This window comes from Actinomadura violacea (assembly GCF_017573465.1).
GTDB lineage: Bacteria > Actinomycetota > Actinomycetes > Streptosporangiales > Streptosporangiaceae > Spirillospora > Spirillospora violacea.
In genome coordinates this window covers 48,582-66,202 of the sequence record NZ_JAGEPF010000035.1, presented here as the reverse complement: position 1 = coordinate 66,202, position 17,621 = coordinate 48,582, and the positions used below count along the sequence as shown (strand labels likewise).

Below are 17,621 nucleotides of genomic sequence, written 5' to 3'. Positions count from 1 at the left end.
CTTCGATGCCGGAAGCCGAGCCGCTGGTGCCAGACGACCCGACGGTCATGGGTCCCTACCGGCTGGCAGGCCGGCTCGGCAGTGGCGGCCAGGGCGTGGTCTACCTCGGGTACGACGAAGGCGGGACGCCCGTCGCGGTGAAGGTGCTGCGCGCCGAGACCGCCGCCGACCCCCGCATCCGCGCGCGGTTCACCAAGGAGATCGCCGCCGCCCGCCGGGTCGACCCGTTCTGTATCGCCCAGGTGCTGGACGCCTCCCTGGACGGCCCGCGCCCCTACATCGTCACCGAGTACATCGAGGGACCGTCCCTCCAGCAGGCCGGACGCCGGGACGGCGCGGCGCTGCAGCGGCTCGCCGTCGCGACCGCCACCGCCCTCGCGGCGATCCACGAGGCGGGCGTCGTGCACCGCGACTTCAAGCCCTCCAACGTCATGCTCGGCCCGGACGGCCCGCGGGTCATCGACTTCGGCATCGCCCGCGACAGCGAGGCGTCCCTCACCCTCACCAGCGGCATCATCGGCACCCCCGCGTACATGGCGCCCGAGCAGTTCGCCGGGGAGGTGGCCGGCCCGGCGGCGGACGTCTTCGCCTGGGGCGCGGTGATCGTGTTCGCCGCGACCGGGCGGCCGCCGTTCGGCGCCGACACGCTTCCCGCGATCATGCGCCGCATCCTGCAGGACGAGGCCGACCTCGGTGATCTGGCCGACCCGCTGCGCTCGACCGTGGCCGCGTGCCTGGTCCGGGACCCGGCCCGGCGCCCGTCCATGCAGTCGATCCTGCTGAGCCTGCTCGGCGGCCGCTCACCGGCCCCCGCGCCGCCACCTCCGCCGCCCCCGCAGGCCCAGGCGTCGCCCATACCCGCCGGTCCCGTCGAGCCGCGGGCATCGGCGCGACGGCGCCCCGCCCTCCTGCTAGGAGCGGCAGCGGCGGCCCTGGCCGTCCTCGTGGGCGCGGTGGCCTGGTTCGCCCGGCCGGACGGCGCGGGTGCCTCGCACGCGGACGGCGCCAAGCCCACGGGAGCCAAGCCCCCAGAGCACCCCAAAAGCTCGACCGGCTCCGGCTCCGGCTCCGGCGCGGCGGCCGCGGCTCAGGGCTCCGGGAGCCCGTCCCCGTCCACCGACTCGGGCCGGCCCCCCAGCAAGACCTCCTCCGGTGAGCCGGGCCCCGGCGGCGGTTCCGGCGACGGATCCACTCCGAAACCGACGGAGCCCGGCGGGGCCACGACCCAAATCGCCTACTTCAAGGTCGGCGGGGCGGTCGGATGCTACCCCAAGGACGACGAGTTCCCTTTCGAGTACAGCATCGTCAGCACCAAGAACCCCACGAAGATCCAGTTCAGTGTCTACTTCGACGGCCAGCTGGGCGAGGGATATCCGCAGCGCGCCGTCGCCGATCCGGACTACACCTTCTCCACGACCAGCCAGTGGGATATATCGGGCACACACACTTACCGGATGGTGCTGCAGAGCCCCGTCCACCAGGAGATAACCCGCCAGGTTCGGGTCTGCTGAGCCCGCGGTGCTCCAGCGCCACCCGACGCGAGCGGACCTGGCGGCCCGGGGCGCGAAACTCCCCACTCGCCCTCGCCCGACGCCGCGTCAATGTTCTTCGGGCGCTCATCCGTGACCGCCGCTGTTACGAACTTGCCGCGTCTATCAGCAAGTGGCCTCACGGTTGACAAGCTGATTGAGAATCCGATCAGCAGTTCGTGACCCCAGCCGACCGCAGGTCCGCTCTCTGCGTCAGGGCTCGTGGCCCCCATTCGAGTGAGCAGTGAACGTTTTTCACCAGCATCCGTGGGGACGGCTGATCACAGCATGATCGCGGATGTTGACGGGTTTGTCGACGGAGTAGCCGCCGCCTCCGCTGCCACCGCCAGAAGGTACGTGTCCGAAGCCGCGGAGTGCGGGTCCGCAGTCGTGTCCGCATCCGCCGGTTTTGCCCAGGGCCTTTTTGTCCGACGTTGGTGATGCCGTTGCCGCAGATGTCGGGTGGGCAGGTGCCGTCAGGGTCGGCATGGGTGACGGGGTTGTTGTTGGCGTAGGTGTAGCCGTTCATCTGCTGGGGGTCGGCCGGGGGCCGTCCCTGCCACGCGTGCACTCGATGGCGGGGCTTTGATCGACAGAGACGAGGAAAATCACCTGCAAGCCAGCCTCCCGCGTGTTACCGTAATGTCACTGGTAGCGCGCGACGGTGAATGAGCCCGTGATGGACAGGATCGGGCGTTCCCAGAGTGGTCCCAGGCGTGGGTGATCGGGCGCGGCCTGGCCGGGGCGTCGGGGGTTCGGCGGGTGGTGGGCTTGTCCTGCGGCGCGGTGCGCTGTGCGTGGATTTTGGGCAGGATCACGCTGAGGGGCCTGGCGACGGCGGAGCGCTTTTCGGAGTGGCGCGGGGAAAGGTCAGCGTTTGAAGTCCATTTCTTCGAGGCGGGTTTGGACGGTGCGGCCGGTTTCCCAGGAGTTGGCACCTGCGGCTACTTCCGGCATTGGGATGTCGGCTCGGTCGCGGCGCTTGTCGGGGGTCGAGATGCCAAGCCTGCGGTCCCGGGAGTGGATCAGTTCCTCGTCGGCCTGGCCGTCCTCCGTCAGGCCCATCATCAGCTGCGGGACCCCATAGGGGAAGTCGTCGCGGTCGTACTGCCAGGTGTGGAAGGTCTTTCCGTAGGTCGTCACGAGGTCCTCGAAGTAGGCCCGTTCGGCCATGTCGGGGATTCCGGGGGCCGTCAGGATGCCGGACTTGACCTCGTAGTGGTGGCTGTGCCAGAGCCGTTTCTCATCGTCGGGAAGGGCGCGGAAACGTTCGCCGCTGATGATGTACTCGATGCCGATCAGGCGGGCGTCGGGCGCGTTGCGGTCGAAGATCACGCACTGGTGCAGATCGTGGCGCAGGTGGACGCAGAAATGCGATGCCTCGACCTGCCGTCCCATCTCGTCGGCGTACATGTGGAAGCCGTTGAGATAGGTGCTCATCGCGATGAGCGGATATTTCGTCTGCACGGTCCCGGCCGCGAGGTCGAGCACGCGGTGCTTGAGCGGATGCCCCTTGCCGATTTTGGAGACGGTCACCGCCTTGCGGCCGAGCATCAGGCTCGCGGCGGCCGCGGCGCCGGCGGCGGCACCGATCGTCCCGGCCAGCGCGCGGCTTGGGCCCGGTGAGCGGGATTTGCCAAAGGTAAGACCCATAGGCGCCGGATACCCCGAGGCCAGGCACCGAACCGCATGGCGGCGAGCCCCCGCCCGCGCGGGTGGGCGGGGGCTCGTGGCGTGGGGTCAGGAGTTGATCCTGGCGGCGGCGAACTGGGCGCCCTGGGGGACGGTGCCGTTCGTGGCGTAGGTGAGGTGGGCGGCGATGTCGGCGCCGTTCGCGCAGACGGGGTCGCCGGTGTTGCAGAACTCCTTCGCCTTCGGGCCGTAGAGGGAACTGGCGGTGTTGATGGTCTGGCCGTACAGGCGCAGCGGGTTGCCGTAGACGACGACGGCCTTCACGCGGGGAGCGAGGTCCGTCGGGATCGTGCCGCCGGTGCCGAGCAGGGTCTTGATGCCGATGGCGATGTCGGTGACGCTGGCGCCCTGCGAGTAGCCGCCGAGGACGAACGAGGTGCCCGGGCAGGACGCGGCGACGGACTTGACGTGGTTGCTCATGTCGGTCGCGCCCGGGCCGGCGCTGGTCTGCGCGTAGTCGGCGGCGTAGTTCACCGCGTAGGAACTGACCGACTTGCCGGGCAGGTCGCCCTTGAGGGCGCTGACGAACGGCGTGCCGACGATGCCGAGGCCGGGCAGCTCGCCGCTGCCGCGGGCGAAGACGACGTCGACGTCCGAGCAGCTCGCGGCGGACGCGGGGGCGGTGGACAGGGTGGCCAGTCCGGCGGCGCCGACGGCGCCGGCGAACGCGGCGGCGGTGAGCCGCCGCAGGGACGCGGAGAGGGACATGCGGGCCTCTTTCTGCTCGCCGGGCCCCGACGGGTTCGGGGCCGGACAGCGCAGGAACGTAGGGCCCGGCGGGCCGTCCCGGCATCGGCGGAATCACCGGCCCGTGCGCCGGACTGGCGATTTCCCCGATGCCGGGGGCGGGGCGGCAGCCGACACTGTGCTTCCCCCCGACCAGTGCTTCAAGGAGGCAACCGTGCGAATACCCCTGCGGTCACCGAAGCGGCGGGCCGTCGCCGCGGCCTTGGGAGCGGTGCTCTTCGGCGCCTTCATCGGCGCGGCGCCGTCCGCCCGCGCGGAGGCGGACGACCCGGTCGTCAGCGTCCCGCCTGCGGGCGAACACGGCTTCCCGTTCCTCGCCGCGGCCGAGGATCTCGGTTCGTTCGGCTACACCGAGAACGAGTACTTCATCTCCGGCACCGCGCACTCGTACGCGAAGGCGGGGCTGTGGGGCTCGGACGGACGATGGAACGTGCGCGAGTCCGGCACAGCCGCGTACAAGACCCGGCTGCTCGTCCGGCGGCCTACGGACCCGGCGAAGTTCAACGGGACGGTCGTCGTCGAATGGCTGAACGTCAGCGGGCAGCTGGAGCTGTCGCCGGACTACTGGTTCGAGCGGGACGAGTTGCTGCGCGAGGGCTACGCGTGGGTGGGCGTCTCGGCGCAGGCGGTCGGCGTCAACGGCGGGCTCGGCGAGATTCACGGCCTGAAGGGCTGGGATCCCGAACGGTACGGGACGCTCGTCCACCCCGGCGACGCGTACTCCTACGACATCTTCTCGCAGGCCGGACGGGCGCTGCGGGCGCCGGACGGCCCGGACCCGCTCGGCGGGCTGAAGGTGCGGACGCTGCTGGCGGACGGCGAGTCGCAGTCGGCCGGGTTCATGACGACGTACGCCGACGCGGTGCAGCCGGTCGCGAAGGTCTACGACGGCCTCATGGTCCACAGCAACAGCGCGGTGGGCGCGCCGATCAGCGGCGAACTGGCGGACACCCTGACGATGCCGAACCCGTCGCGGATCCGCACGGACCTGCCGGTGCCGACGTTCGTGGTGCTCACCGAGACCGACGTCCCGCTGGCGTCGGCGGCGCGGCAGCCGGACACCGGCAGCGTGGTGCACTGGGAGCTGGCGGGCACGTCGCACGGCGACCAGTGGGCCTACGACCTCGGTGATCCGACGCTGAAGAAGTCGGCGGGGTCGGCGGCGCCGGCGCCGGACTGCCGGGCTGGGACGGCGCCGTTCAACGACGGTCCGGGGCACTACTCGATGAACGCGGCGCTGCGCCATCTGGCGTCGTGGGCGCGGGGCGGGGCGCGGCCGCCGAGCGGCGCGCCCCTCGACACGGCGCTGCGCGATCCGCGGACGGGGCTCGCGACGGGCGGCGTCCGGTTGCCGGACGTGACGGTGCCGACGCGCACGCTCACCGGGCTGCGGAACCTCGGCCTCGGCGACGGCGTCTTCTGCGGCCTCTACGGCGCCCGCGACCCGTGGAACGGCGACAAGGACGCGTGGGACCGGCATGACGCCGGCGACCCGTCCGACCCGTCGTTCCCGCCGACCGCCGAGCCGGTGCTGAGCCGGCTGTACCCGACGCACGCCGGGTACGTGGGCAAGGTGCAGGCGGCGGCGCAGCGGTCCGTGGACGGCGGGTACCTGCTGCCGGAGGACGCGGCGACCATCGTGAAGACCGCGCAGGACTCGGGCATCGGCGGCTGACCCGGGTGGCGGCACCGGCCGGCGCGGGCGTCCGGCACGATCGGGCGCCCCGCCGGCCGCGGCCGGTTCAGCTGGTGTCGATGGAGCGCTGCTGGCCGGGGTAGCCGGGCTTCTGGTACGGGAGCCCGACCATCTCGTCGTCGAGCGTCCCGGCGGTGAGCGGCTCGTCCGGCGGCTCGGGGGCGGGGCCTTCCGGCTTCGCGCCGGACGGCGGGGCGTCCACGGGACCGCCGGCGTTCACCCCCTGCGACTCGACGAGGTCGTCTTCATGCTGTTCATGCATGTTCGTCCCTTTACCCGCTAGAAGGGGGAATAGCCGCATGTCAGGCGCGGGCCGTCCCTGCGGGAGAATCGCGGCATGGCGAAGAAGTGCCCGTGCGGAACCGGGACCCCGTACGGGGAGTGCTGCGGGCGGCTGCACCGGGGCGAGGCGGAGGCGCGGACGGCCGAGGAGCTGATGCGGTCGCGGTTCAGCGCGTTCGCCGTCCAGGACGAGGACTACCTGCTGCGGAGCTGGCATCCCGCGACCCGCCCGGACCGCGTCGAACCCGACCCCGCGATGCGGTGGACGCGGCTGGAGATCGTCCGCACCGAGGACGGCGGGCCGGACGACGCCAAGGGCGTCGTGGAGTTCCGCGCGCACTACACAGCCGGTGGGCAGGACGGGGTGTTGCACGAGGTCAGCCGGTTCGTCCGGCATGACGGCGCCTGGGTCTACGTCCGCGGCAAGGTCCACTGACCCCTCGCGCGGGGGAGGCGGGACGGCCCCTGAGGGGCAGCGGCTTCGGCCACGCGGGGGAGGCTCGGGGCCCACGGCGGCTGCGACGTTGGGGACGCGGGCGACGGGCGCCCGCGGCGAAGGGAGACCCCACATGTCGCAGCGGAAGATCGCGGTCGCGGCCGCCGCCCTCGTGGCGGGCGGCGCGCTCGGCGGCGGGACGGCGATGGCGCAGGAGAGCGGCAGGCCGGCCCTCAAGGAGTCGCACGTCACCGGCGACGCCTGGCTGAAGTACCCCGGCGATCCGCAGACCCCCTACCGGCGGTTCATCGTGGACGCGCACGGCGGGCCGTGGAAGTTCGTCGACGGCAAGATGGTGATGGGCGACGCCCGCGGGATGGTCCGGTTCGACCATTTCGCTCCGGACGCGCCGGGCGGGCCGTCCACGCACCACTGGGGGACGATCAAGGTCGACTACCTGATGGCGTCGGGGCCGGTGGCGGTCGTGTCGGGCATCCGGCAGGACGACGAGCACGGCATCCCGCCGAACCAGAAGCGGGCGAACCTGACCTTCTACCAGTCGCCGCGCGGCCACCGATACGACCGGATGGGCTTCTCGTGGGGGCTGGTGTATCCGCAGTGCCAGCAGATGGGCGGCGGCCCGGCACCGTTCAGCCCGGCCAGTGCGGGTCCGGACGGACGGTGGCTGAAGGGCTACACCGTCAAGGCGGCACCGATGGACATCCCCACCGGCCAGTTCCAGCCGCCGGACAACCCGCCGGACTGCTCCTTCGGCGACGAGTAGCGGCAGAGGGACGGTTCAGGCCTGGCGCCACTCCGGGACGGCCCCGGCCTCGTGGAGGCAGAAGTCGGGGGCGCCTTCGAGGGCCTTCTCCTCACCGCCCGGCGTGTACGTGACGATCAGCCGCAGCGGCCGCCACGTCGCGTTGTAGGTGGAGTGCCACGCGCCCTTCGGGATGTGGACGGCGTCGCCCTCGCGGATTGTGAACGGCTCGCCGTCGTCCACCATCTGCTCCGCCTCACCGGAGATCACGTAGATGACCTCCTCGGCGTTCGGGTGGTTGTGCCGCGCGTGCCCCTTGCCCGGGTTGACGATCACCTCGCCGAGGGTGCTGCCCGCGCCCTGGACGCTGGAGGGGGTGACGAACCACTTGATCGAGCCCCAGTCGAAGGTCATCGTGGTCACGTCGCCGGGAGTCACGTGCATTCAGATCTCCAGGTTCTTGAAGGCGGCCACCTGCTCGGTGATGGCCCGCTCGGTCGGCAGCCGTTCGACCGAGGAGGCGCCGAAGAAGCCGACGACGCCGTCGGTGCGGGACAGCACGTAGGCGGCGTCGTCCGGCTCGGCGATGGGGCCGCCGTGGCACAGGACGAGCACGTCGTCGCGGACCGCGGCGGCCGCGTCCCGCATGGCCTGCACCTTCGCGACCGCCTCGTCCAGGGTGAGGGCGGTGCCGGCGCCGATGCTGCCCTTGGTGGTGAGCCCGACGTGCGGGACGAGGACGTCGGCGCCGGCCTCCGCCATCGCGCGCGCCGAGTCCTCGTCGAAGACGTAGGGCGCGGTGACGAGGTCGCGCTCGCGGGCGAGGCGGACCATCTCCACTTCGAGGTCGTAGCCCATGCCGGTCTCTTCGAGGTTCTGCCGGAACACCCCGTCGTAGAGGCCCACGGTCGGGAAGTTCTGCACGCCGGCGAACCCCATCGCCTTCAGCTGGTCGAGGAAGACGGGCATGACCCGGAACGGGTCGGTGCCGCACACGCCCGCGAGGACCGGGGTGTCCTTCACGACGGGCAGCACTTCGGACGCCATCTCGACGACGATCTGGTTCGCGTCCCCGTACGGCAGCAGGCCCGCGAGGGAGCCGCGGCCCGCCATCCGGTAGCGGCCCGAGTTGTAGATGATGATCAGGTCGACGCCGCCGGCCTCCGCGCACTTGGCGGACAGGCCCGTGCCCGCTCCGGCACCGATCACCGGCTTGCCCTGCGCGACCGATGCGCGCAGGCGCTCCAGGACGGTCGAACGGTTCACTGCGCTCCCCCTGTGATCAGCTCGTGCAGCCGGTCGGCCATCGCGCGGCCGAACGACGGGTCGTTGATGTTCACGTCCAGCCTCTCGGTCTCGGCGGCGCCGTCCATCGCGGCGAAGCACGCGGCGTCGGCGTCCGGGTCGTGGAACGGCATGCCGGGCGCGTCGAGCGCCGACACCCCTCCGAGCGGCAGGAACAGCACGGTCGGCCCGGTCGCGGCGGACAGCTTCGCCGCGACGCGCCGCCCGAGTTCCGCCATCTCGTCCGGGGTCGTCCGCATCAGCGTGACGGTCGGGTTGTGGACGTACAGGTTGCGGTCCGCGAACCTCTCCGGGACGGTCTCGCGCGGGCCGAAGTTCACCATGTCGAGCGCGCCGGGCGCGACGACCTGCGGGATCCCGTGCCGTCCGGCCGCGGTGAGCCGGTCCGGGCCCGCCGACAGGACGCCGCCGACGAGGTCGTCGGCCAGTTCCGTCGTCGTCAGGTCGAGGACGCCCGCGATGAGGCCGCTGTCGACGAGGCCCTCCAGCGCGCGCCCGCCCGCGCCGGTCGCGTGGAAGACCAGCACCTCGTAGCCGAGTTCGCCGAGCCGCTCGCGCGCCGCGTCCACCGCCGGGGTCGTCACGCCGAACATCGACGCCGCCACGAGCGGCCGTTCGTCGGCGGCCTCCTGCGGCTCCTGCGCGCGCGACTGCGCCATCCCCGCCGCCGCTGCCGCCGCGTTCCCGAGGATCAGCCGCGACACCCGGTTCACGCCCGCGATGTCGACGACGCTGTAGGTCATCGTGACGTCCTTCGCGCCGACGTACGGCGCCACGTCCCCGGCGGCCATCGTCGACACGATCAGCTTCGGCAGCCCGATCGGCAGGTCCCGGACGGCGCGCGCCGCGATCGACGACCCGCCGCTCCCGCCGACGGCGAGGACCGCGTCGGCCCGTCCCCGCGCGACCAGTTCGGCGAGGACGACCGCCGCGCCCTCCCCCATCGCGGCGACGGCCGCGCCCCGGTCGCCGGCGTCGCGCAGCGCGGCGAGCGAAGCGCCGCCGGCCTCCGCGACCCGCTCCGCGGGCACGTCCGCCGCGACGGCGGACTCGCCGACCCCGGCGTCCACCAGGACGACGTCGCAGCCCAGCTCCCGGATCCGGTCGCGCAGCCATCCGTACTCCGCGCCCTTGGTATCGAGCGTCCCCACCAGCACCACGGCCGCCACGCCGCACCTCCCGTCCCGACTCCCCCGGGATCATGCCCAGGCGCCGTCCGCGGCAACCGGCCGGACACGCCGCCCGGCCGCGGGTTCCGGCTCTCCTCAGCCCGCCGCCGGCACCGCCGCTTCGGTGATCTTGCCGTCCTCCAGGTGCAGCACCCGGTCGGCCTCCGACAGCAGCGCCTGGTCGTGCGTCGCGACCAGCACGGTGACGCCCTCCCCCGCGACGATCGCGCGCAGCAGCGGCATGATCGCGGCGGCTGTCTCGGAGTCGAGCTGCCCGGTCGGCTCGTCGGCGAGCAGCAGCCGCGGCCGGTTCGCGAGCGCGCGGGCGATCGCGACGCGCTGCCGCTGCCCGCCCGACAGCTCGTAGGGGCGCTGCGCGGCGTGCTCGGCGAGCCCGACGAGCGCGAGCAGCACGCGGACGCGCTCGTCCCGCTCGGCCGGCGCGGTCCGGGTCAGCCGCAGCGGCACCTCGACGTTCTCCGCGGCCGACAGCACCGGGATCAGGCCGTGCGACTGGAACACGAACCCGATGTCGTCGCGGCGCAGCACGAGCAGCTCGTCCTCGGACAGGGCGCCGATCTCCCGGCCGTCCACCCGGACGGTGCCGCCGTCGGCGGTGTCCAGGCCGCCGATCAGGTTCAGCAGCGTCGTCTTGCCGGACCCGGACCGGCCCTTGATCGCGACGAGCTCGCCGGGCGCCAGGGAGAACGAGGCGCCGCGCAGCGCGGGCACCTCGACCTTCCCGGTGCGGTAGGTGCGGACCAGGTCGTCGACGACGACCATCGGCCCGGTCGTCGGCTCCGTCATCGGCTCGGTCATTCGCCCTCCTCGCGGGGCCGGTCGGGCCAGACGCCGACGTGGTCGTCCTCCAGCGCCAGCCGTACCCGGTCGCGCATGTCGAGCGCCTGAGTGAAGCCGCGCGGCAGCTGGACGCGGCCGACCCGGTCGAGCACCGCGTACTCCTCGGCGGTGCGGGTGCCGTCGGACTCGTCGCGGCGGCGGACCTCGCTGCTGGTGCGGCCGTCGCGGATCCCGACGGTGCGGTCGACCCGCTCGGACACCCCGGCGTCGTGCGTGACGATCACCGCGGTGGTGCCGAACTCCTGGTTGACGCGGCGGAACGCGGCGAACACCTCGGCGGCGGTGCCGGTGTCGAGCTCGCCGGTCGGCTCGTCGGCGAGCACGACGTGCGGCTCGTTGGCGACCGCGACGGCGATCGCGATCCGCTGCTGCTGCCCGCCGGACAGCTCGGCGGGGCGGCGGCCCGCGCAGTCGCCGACGCCGAGCATGCCGAGCAGGTCGGCGGCGCGGGTGGCGCGCTCGCGCCGCGACCGGCCCGCGAACCGCATCGGCAGCTCGACGTTCTGCACGGCGGTCAGGTACGGCAGCAGGTTCCGGGACGTCTGCTGCCAGATGAACCCGACCTGCTCGCGGCGGAACGCGAGCCGCTCCTTGGACGACATGGTGAGCAGGTCGGACCCGGCGACGCGGGCGACGCCGGCGGTCGGCACGTCCAGCCCGGACAGGATGTTCAGCAGCGTGGACTTGCCGGAGCCGGACGCGCCGACGATGGCGATCAGCTCGCCGGGGTCGACGAGCAGGTCCAGGCCCTGCAGCGCGACGACCTCGATGCCCTCGCTCTTGTAGATGCGCACGAGGTTGTCGCAGACGATGTGCGCGCCCTCGCCGTAGGCGGGGCCGCGTTCGACGGCGCGGCGTTCGAGTTCGGCCAGGTCCGGTGCGTCTACCACGGCTCCGCCTCCCTGCGGGGGCACGGCCCCCGCGCCGCCCGGTTCGCTCCGCTCATTTTCAGTCCCCCGTTCTCAGGACGTCGCCCAGGTCCGGGCGGTCGAAGGCGCGGTCGACGGCGAGGGCCGCCGCGCCGGCGAGCAGCAGCGCGGCCAGCAGGCCCAGCACCGCGGCGAGGCCGGGCGTGTGGCCGGTCGCGGTGAAGCCGGAGGTGTAGGAGCGCAGGTCGACGACCGGGCCCGTGATCTCGGGCAGCAGCAGCCCGAGGACCCAGCCCGCCGCGACCGCGCACAGCAGCACAGGCGTGATCTCGACGAGCGCGAGCACGCGGCTCTGCCGCCGGTTGAGACCGAGGACGCGCAGGTGCGCGACGGTCCGCCCGCGCGCGCGGGCGCCGACCACCAGGACGAGGAGCACGGCGAGCAGCCCGAATACGCCGCCGATCAGCGCCGCGTTCCGGAACGTGCGGTGCACGAGGTGGACCATCGGGACCTCGGTCATGCCGTGCAGGACGTCCCGGCGTATCTGCACGTCCCTGGCGGCGCCCTTCGGCGCGGCCTCGTCGAGCACCTTGCGGAGCGCGGTGACGTCGATGTGGTCGCCGCGGACGAACAGCTCCGTCGGGAAGTTGGACGATCCGAACGTCTTGTACGGGACGACGACGAAGGCGGCCCCGGGGTCCACGCCGGGGAACCGGTCGGTCTTCCCTGTCGGCCGGAACGGGAACGGGTCGACAAAGTGGCTGCTCAGGGTGACCGTCTTGTTCCCCGACTCGAGGATCCCGGCGGCGCCCGGCGAGACGATCTGCCCGTTGGAGGCGTCCGGGACGTCGGGCACCCCGGGGAACGCCTTGCGGTAGGCGTCGAGATCGATGCCGACGGCGATGATCGGCGCGGGCTCGCCCGGACCGGTGACCTGCTGGACGGCCCGGGCGGGCACCACCGCGGTGACGCCCTTCACCGCGCGCGCCTTGGCGACGACGCTCGGGTCCAGGCCGGTGGAGGCGATGCGGACGTCGCCGCCGACGACGCTGTAGGAGGCGCGGACCTGCCCGTGCCGCAGCGCCGCGTCGACGGTGGCGCTGAACCCGGCGACGGCGGCGGCGAGCAGCAGGATGACCAGCGGCAGCGCGCCGATCACGCTCTGCCGGGAGGCGCGCGCGAGGCCGACGAACCAGACGGCGCCGCGGCCGCGGCGCAGCAGCGGCCCCGCGGCGCGCAGCAGGTAGGGGTAGCCGCGCAGGACGAGCATGCCGAGCGCGGCGCCGAGCAGCACCGGGACGGCGGCGACGAGCGGGTCGTTGCCGGACGCCTGGCCGCGCTGCCGCAGCACCAGGACGCCGGCGACGGCGACGACGACCAGCAGCACGTCGAGGACGAGGCGGCGCGCGGACGGGCGGGCGGCGGTGAGGTCGGCGCGGGCGCCGCCGGCGGAGCCGAGGCCGCCGCCGCGCTCGCGCAGCACCGCGGCGCCGGACAGCAGGAGGAGGAGCACGACCAGCGCGATCATCGCGATCAACGAGGTGCGTTGGGGCGGCCCGGTGTCCAGGAGGAGTCCTGCGCCGCAGCCCGCAGCCGCGGCGGGGACGACGGCGAGGGCGGTGAGGCCGCCGGCGTATCCCGCCAGCTGGCGGAGCGACGCGCCGCGCGCGCGCATCGTGCCGAGGACGGGCCGGAGCCGTTCGGCGAGCAGCCCGCAGGCGAGGAGCAGCACCCCGGCGGCGACGGCGAGGAGCCCGGCCAGCGCCATCCCGAGGACGGACTGGGCGGTGCGCAGCCGGCCGAGGAAGGCGCTCAGCTGCCCTTCCAGCGGGGTGTCCACGGTGCAGGCGAACAGCCCGGCGTGCCCCTGCACGGCGGCGCGGTAGGAGTCGAGGTCGCCCGCGATGGTGCGGGCCCGGCCGGTGTCGACCGAGCCGGTCCGCACCGGGAACCGCCAGGTGAAGGTGAAGCTCCGGGAGGCGTCGCCGGCGAGCATGGTGTAGCCGCCGTTGTCGGTCAGCGCGGTGCCGAAGGCGGCCTTGGTGCCCTCCCTGTCGATGACCCGCTCGGTGGACTGCAGCAGCGTGACGCGGGACCGCCAGTACGCGTCGCGGGGGTTCACCGGGGCGTACAGCCCGCTGATCCGGACGTGCACCGGCGGGGCCGGGACGCCGTCCTCGAGGAGGGTCAGCCGGGTGCCGGCCTTGTAGCCCATGGCGGTCGCGAACCGCTCGGCGACGATCACCTGGATCTCCTTGCCGGCGCTCCCGGGGTTCAGGGACGGCCGGTTCACCGCGGGGCGGCCGGAGACGATCTCGACGCGCTGCCCGGCGCCCGGCTCCCAGTCGAAGTTCATCTCCCGCGGCTCGGGGAACTCCCCGGCCACCCCCATCGCGCCGGAGGTGGTGACGGAGGGCTCGGGCGGTCCCGTGACGTTGCGCAGCACGCCCGGCAGGAGCTGCTGCCAGGTGAACGCGTTGGCGGTGAGCGCCCCCTCGTTCGGGACGGCGCTGGTGGCGCCGGCGCCCTTGGCCTGCCCGACGACCTTCAGATCGGAGTCGGTGCCGACGGTGGCCGCGGCGTCGCGGTCGTAGCCGGCGGCGGTGGCCGCCGGGACGGCGACCGCCAGCACCGCGGTGAGCAGCGTCAGCACGGCGAGCGCCGCGAGCGGCGCCCACTGCGTCCGGGCCAGCCGGAGCCACGGACCGGCATGCAGGGCTCGGCGCATCATTCCTCCCCCGCGCGCAGTCCGGCGCCGACGTTGCGGCGGCGCAGGACCCGGATGACCGGCGGCAGCACGAGCCCGAGGACGGCGGCCGTCCCGGCGAGCATCGCCGCGACCAGCGGCCACTGGACGATCAGGACGGCCGGCGGGTACGGCTTGGTGGCCTGCACCCCGACGACCAGGTGCGGGACGACCAGCCGCGCGACGACGAGGCCGAGCGCGGTGCCGCCGGCGAGGCCGAGCACGACCAGGAACGCCTGCTCGACGGCGAGCATCCCGGCGACCTGGCGGGGGTGGACGCCGAGGGCGCGCAGCACCGCGAACTCGCGGGACCGCTGCCCGGCGGTGACGGCGGCGTTCACCACGAACGCGATGACGGCGAAGGCGAGCGCGGACCCGAAGCCGAGGACGAGCGCGCCCTGCAGCGCGGCGCCGAGCGGGGCGTCGCGCAGCCGGGACCGCAGCGCGTCGCGGTCGCCGGTGACCTCGCCCTGCTCGCGGTGCGCGTTCGCGGCCTTGACGGCGGGCCCGGTGCGGTCGCCGCGGACCGACGCCCACCATTCGCCGGGGCGGGTGCTGTCGGGCCCGGCGCGTCCGGAGGCGAGCCGGGTCTGCACGAGGGTGGGCAGGTCGACGAGGACGGCGGGGTCGCCCGGCATGGTCGTCGGGAGCGCGTCGACGATCCCGATGACCTTGACGGGCTGGTCGCCGTCGATGGTGCTCAGCGTGACGGTGGCGCCGACGCCGACCTTGGCGCGGGACGCGGCGGCGCTCGTGATGATGCCCGGCACGACCGGCTGGAGGTGCACGTTCTGGTCGCCGTGGGGCGGCGCGGCGCCGCTGCTGAGCACCGCGTGCACGTTCATCCCGCTGGCGAGCCGGAGGCTGCCGAACACGAGCTCGGCCGGGGGGCTCGCGGGGATCGCGAGCTCGGTGAGCCCCTGCCCCTTCTCCAGCTTCGGCCGGAGGGGCTGGACGGGGTCGACCGGCTCGGCGAACACGTCCCAGTTCGCTCCGGCGGGCGGTGCGGCCTCGCCGGTCCCGTCGCCGCGGACGTGCTCCAGGGTCAGGTCGAGGGGCCCGCTGTAGCCGTTGTCGTCGTAGGAGTAGTGCAGGGCGCGGACGGACAGCGGGTAGCTGAGCACGCCGCCGGGCCCGGCGAGGGCGGCGGTGTCGACCGCGATGGTGTGCGTGCGGCCGTCCGGCCGGATGCCGCCGAGCTGTACGCGGGCGGTCACGCCGTGCGCGTCGGCGACGGTCGCCTCGGCCTTGTACGCGTCGGGCGGCGGGGCGGTGCTCCCGTCCGGCAGCGGCGGCGCGGGGCCGGTGCGCTTCAGCCGCACGTCGAACAGCAGCCGCCCGGGCTTGCCGGGGACGGTGAGCTCGGGGGCCTTCGGGCGGGCCGCGGTCAGCGCGCCGAGCGCCAGGCCGTGCCGCAGGTCCGAGCGGATCCGCAGCATCGGCCCGAGCCGCGCGGAGTCGGCGGCGAGCATGGTCGCGGACGCGGTGCCGATGGTGCCCTCGACGCGCAGCACGCCGGTCACGGAGGTGACGCCGGGCAGCGCCGCGACCCGGCCGCCGGCGCCGAGCGCGGTCGGCGCCGCCACCCCGATCGGGGCGCCGACGCGCAGGTCCGCGCCGCTCTGGAAGTCGGCCTGGTCGGTCTGCGAGCGGCGCCAGGTCGCCATCGTGGTGACCGACAGCACCCCGACGGCGATCGCCATGACCAGCAGCAGGACGGGCCCGGCGTAGCGCAGCGAGCGGCGGCCGACCTGGCGGGCGCCGAGCGCGGGGGCGAGGCCGCGGCCGCGGGCGGCGACCCGTTCGGCGGCGCCGGACGCGACGGGCACGAGGCGCAGCAGCAGGACGGCGCCGGCGAGCAGCCCGAGCGCGGGCCCGGACACGATGACGGGGTCCACGCCGGACGCGCCGCCGGACGCGCCGGTGCCGTCCACGCCGTACCGGGTGAGCTGCCAGATCGCGAGCGCGGCGACGAGCAGCAGCGCCACGTCGGCGCCCGATCCGACGAGGGCGCCGCGGCGGCTGCGGCCCATCCCGGCCTGCGCCTCGACGAACGTGCGGTTGGCGCCGCGCAGCGTCGGGACGGTGAGGACGACGGCGCCGGCGACGGCGGTGGCGATCGACACGCCCCACAGCGGCACGAGGGGCCCGGCGTCCAGCCGCAGCCCGGACGCGCGGATCGCGGGCGCCCAGCCGGCCAGGTGCAGCAGCGGCCCGGCGAGCAGCGGCCCGAAGACCGCGCCGGGCAGCACGATCAGCGCGCCCTCGGCGACGCCGAGCCGGGCGAGCTGGCGCATGCCGAGGCCGCGGGTGCGCAGCAGCGCGACCTCGCCGCGCCGGTGGTCGGCGAGCAGCCGGGCGACGAGCATCCAGGCGCAGCCGGCCAGCAGGATCAGCTGGAGCACCGGGATCAGCATGGTGGAGCGGGTGACGCGGACCGCGTCGGCGAGCTGGGAGGCGAGCTTCGGCAGCGCGGTCACGACGGTGTACTGGGCGCCGCCGGAGGACTTCTGGAGGATGTCGCCGCTGCGGGCGGCGCGGTCGCCGAGGGGGCGCAGGTCGCCGGTGCCGATGTGCCGCAGGTCGGGCATGACGGTCCACCGGACGTCGACGCCGCTGCCGGTGAGGCGGGCGGCGAACACGTCCTGCGGCACCACGAACGGCCCGTAGGTGGTGTAGTCGCCGTGCTCGGCGCCGGTGGTGGCCAGCTGGTCGCCCTGCCAGAAGTAGTCGTCCGGCCGGGGGACCTCGAATAACCCGACGACCTTGGCGCGCACGACCGACTTCTTGTCGACGCGGCCGTGCAGGGTGAGGACGTCGCCGACGGCGGCGTGCATGGACCGGGCGGCGGCGGCCGGCAGCGCGGCCTCCACCTCGGCGTCCTTGCCGGCGCCGGCGCCGGGCGAGGGCCAGCGGCCCTGGGTGAGCCGGGTGTGCCGCTCGATGCCGGTGTAGGTCTCGAACGCGGTGAGCTGGGGGTGGCTGATCTTCTCCTGGCCCGGCAGCGTGTAGGAGTCGCTGCGGACGCCCATCGAGACCGTCAGCGGGACGTCCCGGTAGATCTGCTTGAGCGCGCCGTCGACCTGGTGCTGCGCGGTGGTGAGGCCGCCGCCGGGGACGTTGGTGCTGAGCGTCGTGCCGACCGAGGCGAACGTCGCCTCGGCGAGCGTGCTCTGCAGTCCCTCCCGCGTCACCGAGCCCGCGTAGCCGACGAGGGCCGCGAGGACGGTGGTGGCGAACAGCGCGGTGGCGCAGGCCGCGAGGACCAGTGTGCGGTCCGCGGCCATGCGCCTGACGACGAGCCCCCGTTGCCCCATAGCCGCACATGATCAGTGCGCGGCGACCTGGACAACAAGAGCTGAGGTACTTTCTTTTACTTATCGCAACATTTCCGGTACTTCCCCATGATCTGGACAGAATGGCCACCAGACCGAAAACCTCGAAGCCGATGTCCCGTAAGGCCCGCGTCCCCGCCTGGCGGCCACGCCGGACGCATTGTTCTTCGGATCAAGGAATGCGATGCCCG

General features: G+C 73.8%; 14 protein-coding genes. 4 read left to right on the top strand and 10 right to left on the bottom strand.

What is annotated here, in order from left to right:
* Positions 1-5: 5 nt before the first annotated feature.
* On the top strand, positions 6-1,511 hold the full coding sequence (locus J4709_RS43380) for a serine/threonine-protein kinase (RefSeq protein ID WP_208250919.1): 1,506 nt from the start codon (positions 6-8) through the stop codon (positions 1,509-1,511).
* Between the two features lie 888 nt (positions 1,512-2,399).
* On the opposite strand, the gene J4709_RS43375 is transcribed toward J4709_RS43380, so the two are convergent.
* Both J4709_RS43375 and J4709_RS43370 read right to left on the bottom strand, forming a co-directional pair.
* Positions 2,400-3,182, bottom strand: a complete 783-nt coding sequence (locus J4709_RS43375) for an OBAP family protein (RefSeq protein ID WP_208250918.1) — start codon at positions 3,180-3,182, stop codon at positions 2,400-2,402.
* An 87-nt stretch (positions 3,183-3,269) separates the two neighbouring features.
* Positions 3,270-3,929: a cutinase family protein gene (locus J4709_RS43370; protein ID WP_208250917.1), complete on the bottom strand. Its 660-nt coding sequence runs from the start codon at positions 3,927-3,929 to the stop codon at positions 3,270-3,272.
* A 193-nt stretch (positions 3,930-4,122) separates the two neighbouring features.
* Between J4709_RS43370 and J4709_RS43365 the strand changes: the two genes are divergently transcribed.
* Complete coding sequence (locus J4709_RS43365; RefSeq protein WP_208250916.1) at positions 4,123-5,643, top strand: alpha/beta hydrolase domain-containing protein; 1,521 nt, start codon at positions 4,123-4,125, stop codon at positions 5,641-5,643.
* A 67-nt stretch (positions 5,644-5,710) separates the two neighbouring features.
* Here the strand turns inward: J4709_RS43365 and J4709_RS43360 are convergent, their stop codons facing one another.
* Complete coding sequence (locus J4709_RS43360) at positions 5,711-5,926, bottom strand: hypothetical protein (RefSeq protein ID WP_232384934.1); 216 nt, start codon at positions 5,924-5,926, stop codon at positions 5,711-5,713.
* A 75-nt stretch (positions 5,927-6,001) separates the two neighbouring features.
* On the opposite strand from J4709_RS43360, the gene J4709_RS43355 reads away from it, so the two are divergent.
* Positions 6,002-6,382, top strand: coding sequence for a YchJ family protein (locus J4709_RS43355; protein ID WP_208250914.1), 381 nt, complete (start codon positions 6,002-6,004; stop codon positions 6,380-6,382).
* A gap of 133 nt (positions 6,383-6,515) precedes the next feature.
* Positions 6,516-7,166, top strand: coding sequence for a hypothetical protein (locus tag J4709_RS43350; RefSeq protein WP_208250913.1), 651 nt, complete (start codon positions 6,516-6,518; stop codon positions 7,164-7,166).
* Between the two features lie 15 nt (positions 7,167-7,181).
* Here J4709_RS43350 and J4709_RS43345 read toward each other — a convergent pair whose 3' ends face one another.
* From J4709_RS43345 to J4709_RS43315, 7 genes are all read right to left on the bottom strand, one after another.
* On the bottom strand, positions 7,182-7,589 hold the full coding sequence (locus J4709_RS43345; protein WP_208250912.1) for a cupin domain-containing protein: 408 nt from the start codon (positions 7,587-7,589) through the stop codon (positions 7,182-7,184).
* On the bottom strand, positions 7,590-8,411 hold the full coding sequence (locus tag J4709_RS43340) for a phosphoenolpyruvate hydrolase family protein (protein ID WP_208250911.1): 822 nt from the start codon (positions 8,409-8,411) through the stop codon (positions 7,590-7,592).
* Positions 8,408-9,619: a Tm-1-like ATP-binding domain-containing protein gene (locus J4709_RS43335; RefSeq protein WP_208250910.1), complete on the bottom strand. Its 1,212-nt coding sequence runs from the start codon at positions 9,617-9,619 to the stop codon at positions 8,408-8,410. The genes J4709_RS43340 and J4709_RS43335 overlap by 4 nt, the downstream gene beginning before the upstream one ends.
* 96 nt (positions 9,620-9,715) lie before the next feature.
* Positions 9,716-10,438 carry an ABC transporter ATP-binding protein gene (locus tag J4709_RS43330; protein ID WP_232384933.1) on the bottom strand — a complete coding sequence of 241 codons (723 nt, stop codon included), beginning with the start codon at positions 10,436-10,438 and terminating at the stop codon, positions 9,716-9,718.
* The gene (locus J4709_RS43325) at positions 10,435-11,370 is read right to left on the bottom strand and encodes an ABC transporter ATP-binding protein (RefSeq protein WP_307802052.1); all 936 of its coding nucleotides are present in this window, start codon (positions 11,368-11,370) and stop codon (positions 10,435-10,437) included. The genes J4709_RS43330 and J4709_RS43325 overlap by 4 nt, the downstream gene beginning before the upstream one ends.
* Before the next feature lie 58 nt (positions 11,371-11,428).
* Positions 11,429-14,080, bottom strand: a complete 2,652-nt coding sequence (locus J4709_RS43320; RefSeq protein ID WP_208250909.1) for an FtsX-like permease family protein — start codon at positions 14,078-14,080, stop codon at positions 11,429-11,431.
* On the bottom strand, positions 14,077-17,412 hold the full coding sequence (locus J4709_RS43315) for an ABC transporter permease (RefSeq protein ID WP_208250908.1): 3,336 nt from the start codon (positions 17,410-17,412) through the stop codon (positions 14,077-14,079). The genes J4709_RS43320 and J4709_RS43315 overlap by 4 nt, the downstream gene beginning before the upstream one ends.
* Positions 17,413-17,621 lie beyond the last annotated feature (209 nt).

Excerpts from the sequence above, each read along its gene's own strand:
- J4709_RS43320 (WP_208250909.1), bottom strand. The coding sequence starts at position 14,080 with ATGATGCGCCGAGCCCTGCATGCCGGTCCGTGGCTCCGGCTGGCCCGG.
- J4709_RS43345 (WP_208250912.1), bottom strand. The coding sequence starts at position 7,589 with ATGCACGTGACTCCCGGCGACGTGACCACGATGACCTTCGACTGGGGC.
- J4709_RS43355 (WP_208250914.1), top strand. The coding sequence starts at position 6,002 with ATGGCGAAGAAGTGCCCGTGCGGAACCGGGACCCCGTACGGGGAGTGC.
- J4709_RS43360 (WP_232384934.1), bottom strand. The coding sequence starts at position 5,926 with ATGCATGAACAGCATGAAGACGACCTCGTCGAGTCGCAGGGGGTGAAC.
- J4709_RS43330 (WP_232384933.1), bottom strand. The coding sequence starts at position 10,438 with ATGACCGAGCCGATGACGGAGCCGACGACCGGGCCGATGGTCGTCGTC.
- J4709_RS43380 (WP_208250919.1), top strand. The coding sequence starts at position 6 with ATGCCGGAAGCCGAGCCGCTGGTGCCAGACGACCCGACGGTCATGGGT.
- J4709_RS43315 (WP_208250908.1), bottom strand. The coding sequence starts at position 17,412 with ATGGGGCAACGGGGGCTCGTCGTCAGGCGCATGGCCGCGGACCGCACA.
- J4709_RS43375 (WP_208250918.1), bottom strand. The coding sequence starts at position 3,182 with ATGGGTCTTACCTTTGGCAAATCCCGCTCACCGGGCCCAAGCCGCGCG.
- J4709_RS43370 (WP_208250917.1), bottom strand. The coding sequence starts at position 3,929 with ATGTCCCTCTCCGCGTCCCTGCGGCGGCTCACCGCCGCCGCGTTCGCC.
- J4709_RS43350 (WP_208250913.1), top strand. The coding sequence starts at position 6,516 with ATGTCGCAGCGGAAGATCGCGGTCGCGGCCGCCGCCCTCGTGGCGGGC.